The following is a 6,087-nucleotide window of genomic DNA, read 5'->3' as shown; positions in this document are numbered from 1 at the left end:
TTCCCGTACCTCCAGGGGTACGGGAACGGGGGCTCGCGCGCTGTGGCGGGGCGGGGCCGTGCTAGTTGGCGCTAGTTGGCGCTACTTGGCCTCGGCCTTCAGCAGCTCGGCCAGCTCCTCGTCCGACTCACGGCCGGGGGTGGGGAGATTGAACCGGGTGATGGCGAAGCGGAAGATCACGTAGTAGACCGCCGCGAAGCAGAGCCCCACCAGCGCCAGGCCCCACGGCTTGGACGCGATGCCCAGGTTGAGCAGGAAGTCGATGGCGCCCGCCGAGAAGCCGAAGCCGTCCTTCATGCCGAGGGACCAGGTCAGCGCCATGGAGACACCGGTGAGGACCGCGTGCACCGCGTAGAGCACCGGGGCGATGAACATGAAGGTGAACTCGATCGGCTCGGTGACACCGGTGACGAAGGAGGTCAGCGCGAGCGAGAGCATCATGCCGCCGACGACCTTGCGGCGCTCGGGGCGGGCGCAGTGGACGATCGCCAGACAGGCGGCGGGGAGCGCGAACATCATGATCGGGAAGAAGCCGGTCATGAACTGCCCGGCCGACGGGTCCCCGGCGAGGAAGCGGGCGATGTCGCCGCTCTTGCCCTCGTACGAACCGGCCTGGAGCCACGGGAAGGAGTTCAGCAGGTGGTGCATGCCGACCGGGATCAGCGCGCGGTTGGCGAGACCGAAGATGCCCGCGCCCGCGGCGCCGGAGCCCACCAGCCACTCACCGAAGTTGTGCAGTCCGGTGCCGAGGACCGGCCAGATCAGACCGAAGGCGATACCGAGGACGAGACCCGCGAAGGCGGCGAGGATCGGCACGAGCCGGCGCCCGCCGAAGAACCCGGCCCAGTCGGGCAGCTTGGTGCGGTAGAAGCGCTGGTAGAGCAGGGCGACCACGAGGCCCATCACGACACCGCCGAGGACCTTGGCGTCCACCGGGGCGTCCTGCATGACTATCTTGCCGTCGACCACGGAGGCGATCTGGGGCAGGTTCTTGTCGGTGAAGGTGCCGAGGACCGCCTTGAAGACCAGATAGCCGGTGACGGCGGCGAGGGCGGTGGAGCCGTCCGACTTCTTGGCGTAGCCGATCGCGATGCCGACGGCGAAGAGCAGCGGCATGTTGGCGAGCAGGGTGTCGCCGCCCGCGTGCATATAGCCCGCGATCTTCTGGACGACCTCGGGGAAGGACTCCCGGCCGAGCATGTCGGAGTTGCCGAGCCGGACGAGCAGGGCGGCGGCGGGCAGCACGGCCACCGGCAGCATCAGGCTGCGGCCGATGCGCTGCATGACGGCCATCACGCCCGCGCCCTTCTTCTTGGCCGCGGGGGCGGCGCTTGCCGTGGACATCACGATCCTCCAGGGGAGCACGGCGCGCCAGCGTCAGCGGAGGGGGCGGCGCCTCAAGGGGGGTGGTGCGGCGAGCGCCGCGTGGTCTACACCACTAAGTGGTGTAGACCTTTGTAGCATGTCCGACTTAGATAAGGAACCTGCGAATACTCATGAGATTTGAGGGATCTTTACCGAAATTCCCGGCGTGCGGAACGGGGTGTGATTCACCTTTTACGGAAGGTGCCGCGGGATGACGGAAGGTGCCGGCCGGCGGACGGAAGGTACCGCGCGGGGCGGCCGGTCTCCGGGGCGGGGCGTGGTGTGGGACCAGCCGTGCGGCGCGGGCGCGGGGGCGGCCGGACCCGGGCGGGACAGGGGTTCCGGGCCCGCGCGCGGCTACTTGATGTTGTCGCGCTCCAGCTCCGCCTCGATCTCGTCCGGTTCCCGGCCCGGGGTGGGCAGGTCGAAGACGGTGATCACCAACCGGAAGACAACGTAATAGATCGCCGCGAATCCCAGCCCGATGGGAATGATCAGCCAGGGTTTGGTGGCGAGCCCCCAGTTGATGACGTAATCGATCAGTCCGGCGGAGAAAGTGAATCCGTCCTTTACCCCCAGCGCCCAGCTCACCGCCATCGAAGCGCCGGTCAGAACGGCGTGGATGGCGTAGAGGGCGGGGGCGACGAAGAGGAACGAGTACTCCAGGGGCTCGGTGATGCCCGTCACGAAGGACGTCAGCGCCACCGAGAGCATCAGCCCGCCCACCTCCTTGCGTCGGTGGGCCTTGGCGGTGTGGGTGATCGCCAGCGCGGCGGCGGGCAGCGCGAACATCATGATCGGGAAGAAACCGGTGGTGAACTGGCCCGCGTCCGGGTCGCCCTTGAGGAACATGGTGATGTCGCCGTGGACCACCGTGCCGTCGGGCTCGGTGTAGCTGCCGAGCTGGAACCAGATCGGCACATTGAGGAACTGGTGCAGCCCGATCACCAGCAGCGCCCGGTTCGCGACCCCGAAGATCCCCGAACCCCAGGCGCCCAGTGAGACCAGCCAGTCGCTGAAGTGCTCAAGACCCCGTCCGATCGGCGGCCAGATCCACAGACAGACGACGGCGACGCCGATGGCGACGAAGGCCATGATGATCGGCACCAGCCGCCGCCCGTTGAAGAAGCCGAGCCAGTCCACCAGCCGGGTGCGGTGGTAGCGCTGCCAGAAGAACGCGGAGAGCAGGCCGATCACGATCCCGCCGAAGACCCCCGGGTTCTGGTAGGTGAAGGCCGCCACCGAGCCGTCCGGCGCCTGGCATCCCGTCGCCACGGACACCGCCGGGTCCACGCACTCGCCGGGGAACTGCCGCAGCACCCCGTAGTAGACGAGGAAGCCCGCCACGGCCGCCAGCGCGGTGGAGCCGTCCGCCTTCTTCGCCATCCCGATGGCGACACCGACGCAGAAGAGCAGCGGCAGCCCGATGGAGGAGTCCAGCAGGGCGCCGCCCGCGCCTTCCATGACCTTGGCCACGTCGTTCCAGCCGAGGCCGTCCTCGCCGAAGACGTCGTCCTGGCCGAGCCGGTTGAGGATGCCCGCGGCGGGCAGGACCGCGATGGGCAGCTGAAGGCTGCGCCCCATCTTCTGGAGTCCCTGGTAGAGCGCGTTCCAGGGGGAGGGGCGGACGGCGGCGCTCTCCGAACTCATCGTGTCCTCCCGGGCGGGCGGACCCGCCGGGGCGGGTGGGTTTGGCAGCCGCCCATCAGTGGTGTAGACCAGTTGTGACGCGGCGCCGGGCTCGGGCGGTCCGCGCGGGAGCGCCGGTGATGGTCATCATTGGGTACCGGGCGATGACCAGCGAGCGAAGATGGGCCAACCGTGCGTTACCGTGACAAAGCGGACCAGTGGTGGGCCGACGCAGCGCCGAGCGTCCCCCGGTGCGGGGGAACGCCCTTGAACGCAGGGAGAGAACATGGCCAGCAAGGCTGAGAAGATCGTCGCCGGCCTCGGCGGTATCGAGAACATCGTGGAGATCGAGGGCTGCATCACCCGCCTCCGCACCGAGGTCGAGGACTCCGACAAGGTCAACGAGGCCGCGCTGAAGGCCGCGGGCGCGCACGGCGTGGTCCGCATGGGCACGGCGGTCCAGGTCGTCATCGGCACCGACGCCGACCCGATCGCGGCGGAGATCGAGGACATGATGTGACCCCGCTCCGTGTCTGAGCCTGTGCCCGCGCCCGGAGCGCGGAGGTGCCGGGCACGGGCACCCGACGGTGATGTGGCGGTACGCGGACGGTGCGAGCCGCCGGGCCCGCCGCCGTGGGAGATAGGCTCGCCGTCATGTCTGGGGAAATCTCTCGTATCGACGGCCGTACCGCCGCACAGCTCCGCCCGGTGACGATCGAGCGCGGATGGAGCAAGCACGCCGAGGGCTCGGTCCTCGTCTCCTTCGGCGACACCAAGGTCCTGTGCACGGCCTCGGTCACCGAGGGCGTGCCGCGCTGGCGCAAGGGCAGCGGTGAGGGCTGGGTCACCGCCGAGTACGCCATGCTGCCCCGCGCCACCAACACCCGGGGCGACCGGGAGTCCGTCCGCGGCAAGATCGGCGGACGCACCCATGAGATCAGCCGTCTCATCGGCCGCTCGCTGCGCGCCGTCGTGGACTACAAGGCACTCGGCGAGAACACCGTCGTCCTCGACTGCGATGTCCTCCAGGCCGACGGCGGCACCCGTACCGCCGCGATCACCGGCGCCTATGTCGCCCTCGCGGACGCGGTCTCCTGGGCCCGCGCCAAGAAGCTCGTCAAGCCCGGACGCGAGCCGCTGACCGGCACGGTCGGCGCGGTGTCGGTGGGTATCGTGGACGGGGTGCCGCTGCTGGACCTCCGGTACGAGGAGGATGTGCGCGCCGAGACCGATATGAACGTCGTCTGCACCGGCGACGGGCGCTTCGTGGAGGTCCAGGGGACGGCGGAGGCCGACCCCTTCGACCGCGCCGAGCTGAACGCCCTGCTGGACCTGGCGGCGGCGGGCTGCGCCGACCTGGCCGCCCTCCAGCGCGCGGCTCTCGAAGACGGAGCCGCCTGAGCTGCCTGAGCCGCCGGACCGCCGGACCCGAGTGCCGAGCGGCCCCGCCTGGCCGTCAGATCCGCCTGACCCGCCTGACCCGTCTGACCCGCCTGACCCGTCTGACCCCGCCTGGCCGTCGGACCCGTTCGGCCGTCTGAGGCATGGGCCCGGTCCCTCCCCTCCGTACAGCGCCCGCTCCGCCCCGGAGAACGGATGTACGGAGGGGCCGCCCGCCGGAGAGCGGTCATCCGGACGGTTCCCGGCCGGAATCAGATGTATGGGGAACACGGAAGCAACCCCGAGGTGGGAGGGTGCGTCGTCCCGTACGGGCACACGGGCCGAACCGTGTGCCCAGCCGTATCCGGGAGGGATCCGACGCCATGTCCGCGCGCCGCCGCACCGCACTCACGCTTGCCTCCGTCGCCCTGGTCATCCCCGTGATGGCCGGGTGCGAAGCCCTCGACACCGCCCTGGACTGCGTCGAGACCGCCGAATCGATCGCCTCCAGCGTGGACGAACTGAGCCGGGCCGCCTCCAACGCCGTCGAGAACCCCACCGAGGCCCGCGAGGCCCTCAACGCCATCGACAAGGAACTCGACAAGCTCGGCGACAAGACCGACAACGCCGACCTCAGCAAGGCCGTCGACAAGCTGAAGTCCGCCATGGAGGGCGTCGGTACCTCCCTGGAGAAGAACGGCGACCTCACGATCGACCTCAAGCCGGTGACGGACGCGGCCAAGGAGATCGGCAAGGTCTGCACCCCCTGACCGGCCCCGGGCGCCCGGTACCCGAGGGGTGAGCGAGGCCGGAAGCGGGACCGGCGCCGCCCGGTCTCCCGGCCCGCTGTGCCAGCGGCCCACGCTGACCAGCGGGTTCGGCACGGTCGGCGGCATCGGCACCGCACCCGGGCGGGATAATCGGGCCATGACCCGTCTTGTCCTCGCCACCCGCAACGCCGGAAAGATCACCGAACTCCGGGCCATCCTCACCGACGCGGACCTTCCGCATGAACTCGTCGGCACGGACGCCTATCCGGACATCCCCGATGTCAAGGAGACCGGAGTCACCTTCGCCGAGAACGCTCTGCTCAAGGCGCACGCCCTGGCCCGTGCCACCGGTCTGCCCGCCGTCGCCGACGACTCCGGCCTCTGTGTCGACGTCCTCGGCGGCGCGCCCGGTATCTTCTCCGCCCGCTGGGCCGGGACCCACGGCGACGACACGGCCAATCTGCGGCTGCTGCTCGCCCAGCTCTCGGATATCGACCCCGCCCACCGGGGTGCCCACTTCTTCTGCGCCGCGGCGCTCGCGCTGCCCGACGGCACCGAGCGCGTGGTGGAGGGCCGGATGCCGGGCACGCTGCGGCTGGCGCCCGCGGGTTCGGGGGGCTTCGGCTACGACCCCATCCTCCAGCCCGACGGCGAGAGCCGGACGGCGGCCGAGCTGAGCCCGGCGGAGAAGAACGCGATCAGCCACCGGGGCAAGGCGTTCCGCGCCCTGGTCCCGGTCATCCGCGAACTGCTGGGCTGAGGCCCGACGCGAGCCCGAGCCCGCGCCATCGTCGTCGGCGCGGCCCCGGATACGGCGACGCGCTCGCGACGACTCTCGCGGCCCGGCGTACGACGACCCTCACGGCCTGGCGTACGACGACCCTCACGGCCTCGCGTACGGCGGCCCGGATACGACGATGGGCGCGGCACCGGAATCCGGTGC

The 6,087-nt window shown here is 70.4% G+C and carries 6 protein-coding genes; 4 read left to right on the top strand and 2 right to left on the bottom strand.

Features of this window, described 5'->3' with window-relative positions; all coding sequences use genetic code 11:
- Positions 1-81: 81 nt before the first annotated feature.
- Positions 82-1,344: a PTS transporter subunit EIIC gene (locus ACFVIM_RS31765; protein ID WP_384308811.1), complete on the bottom strand. Its 1,263-nt coding sequence runs from the start codon at positions 1,342-1,344 to the stop codon at positions 82-84.
- 378 nt (positions 1,345-1,722) lie between these two features.
- Positions 1,723-3,015 (bottom strand): PTS transporter subunit EIIC, encoded by a 1,293-nt coding sequence (locus ACFVIM_RS31760; RefSeq protein ID WP_384308808.1) that lies wholly within the window; start codon positions 3,013-3,015, stop codon positions 1,723-1,725.
- Positions 3,016-3,280: 265 nt separating this feature from the next.
- Here ACFVIM_RS31760 and ACFVIM_RS31755 point away from each other — a divergent pair, with 265 nt between their 5' ends.
- From ACFVIM_RS31755 to rdgB, 4 genes are all read left to right on the top strand, one after another.
- On the top strand, positions 3,281-3,514 hold the full coding sequence (locus ACFVIM_RS31755) for a glucose PTS transporter subunit EIIB (RefSeq protein WP_384308805.1): 234 nt from the start codon (positions 3,281-3,283) through the stop codon (positions 3,512-3,514).
- 146 nt (positions 3,515-3,660) lie between these two features.
- Positions 3,661-4,395 (top strand): ribonuclease PH, encoded by a 735-nt coding sequence (rph, locus tag ACFVIM_RS31750; RefSeq protein ID WP_384308813.1) that lies wholly within the window; start codon positions 3,661-3,663, stop codon positions 4,393-4,395.
- 362 nt (positions 4,396-4,757) lie between these two features.
- The gene (locus tag ACFVIM_RS31745; RefSeq protein ID WP_384308802.1) at positions 4,758-5,144 is read left to right on the top strand and encodes a hypothetical protein; all 387 of its coding nucleotides are present in this window, start codon (positions 4,758-4,760) and stop codon (positions 5,142-5,144) included.
- 157 nt (positions 5,145-5,301) lie between these two features.
- Positions 5,302-5,904: an RdgB/HAM1 family non-canonical purine NTP pyrophosphatase gene (rdgB, locus tag ACFVIM_RS31740; RefSeq protein WP_384308800.1), complete on the top strand. Its 603-nt coding sequence runs from the start codon at positions 5,302-5,304 to the stop codon at positions 5,902-5,904.
- Positions 5,905-6,087 lie beyond the last annotated feature (183 nt).

This window comes from Streptomyces sp. NPDC057638 (genome assembly GCF_042800315.1).
Lineage (GTDB): Bacteria > Actinomycetota > Actinomycetes > Streptomycetales > Streptomycetaceae > Streptomyces.
This window is presented reverse-complemented; position numbering and strand designations above follow the sequence as displayed.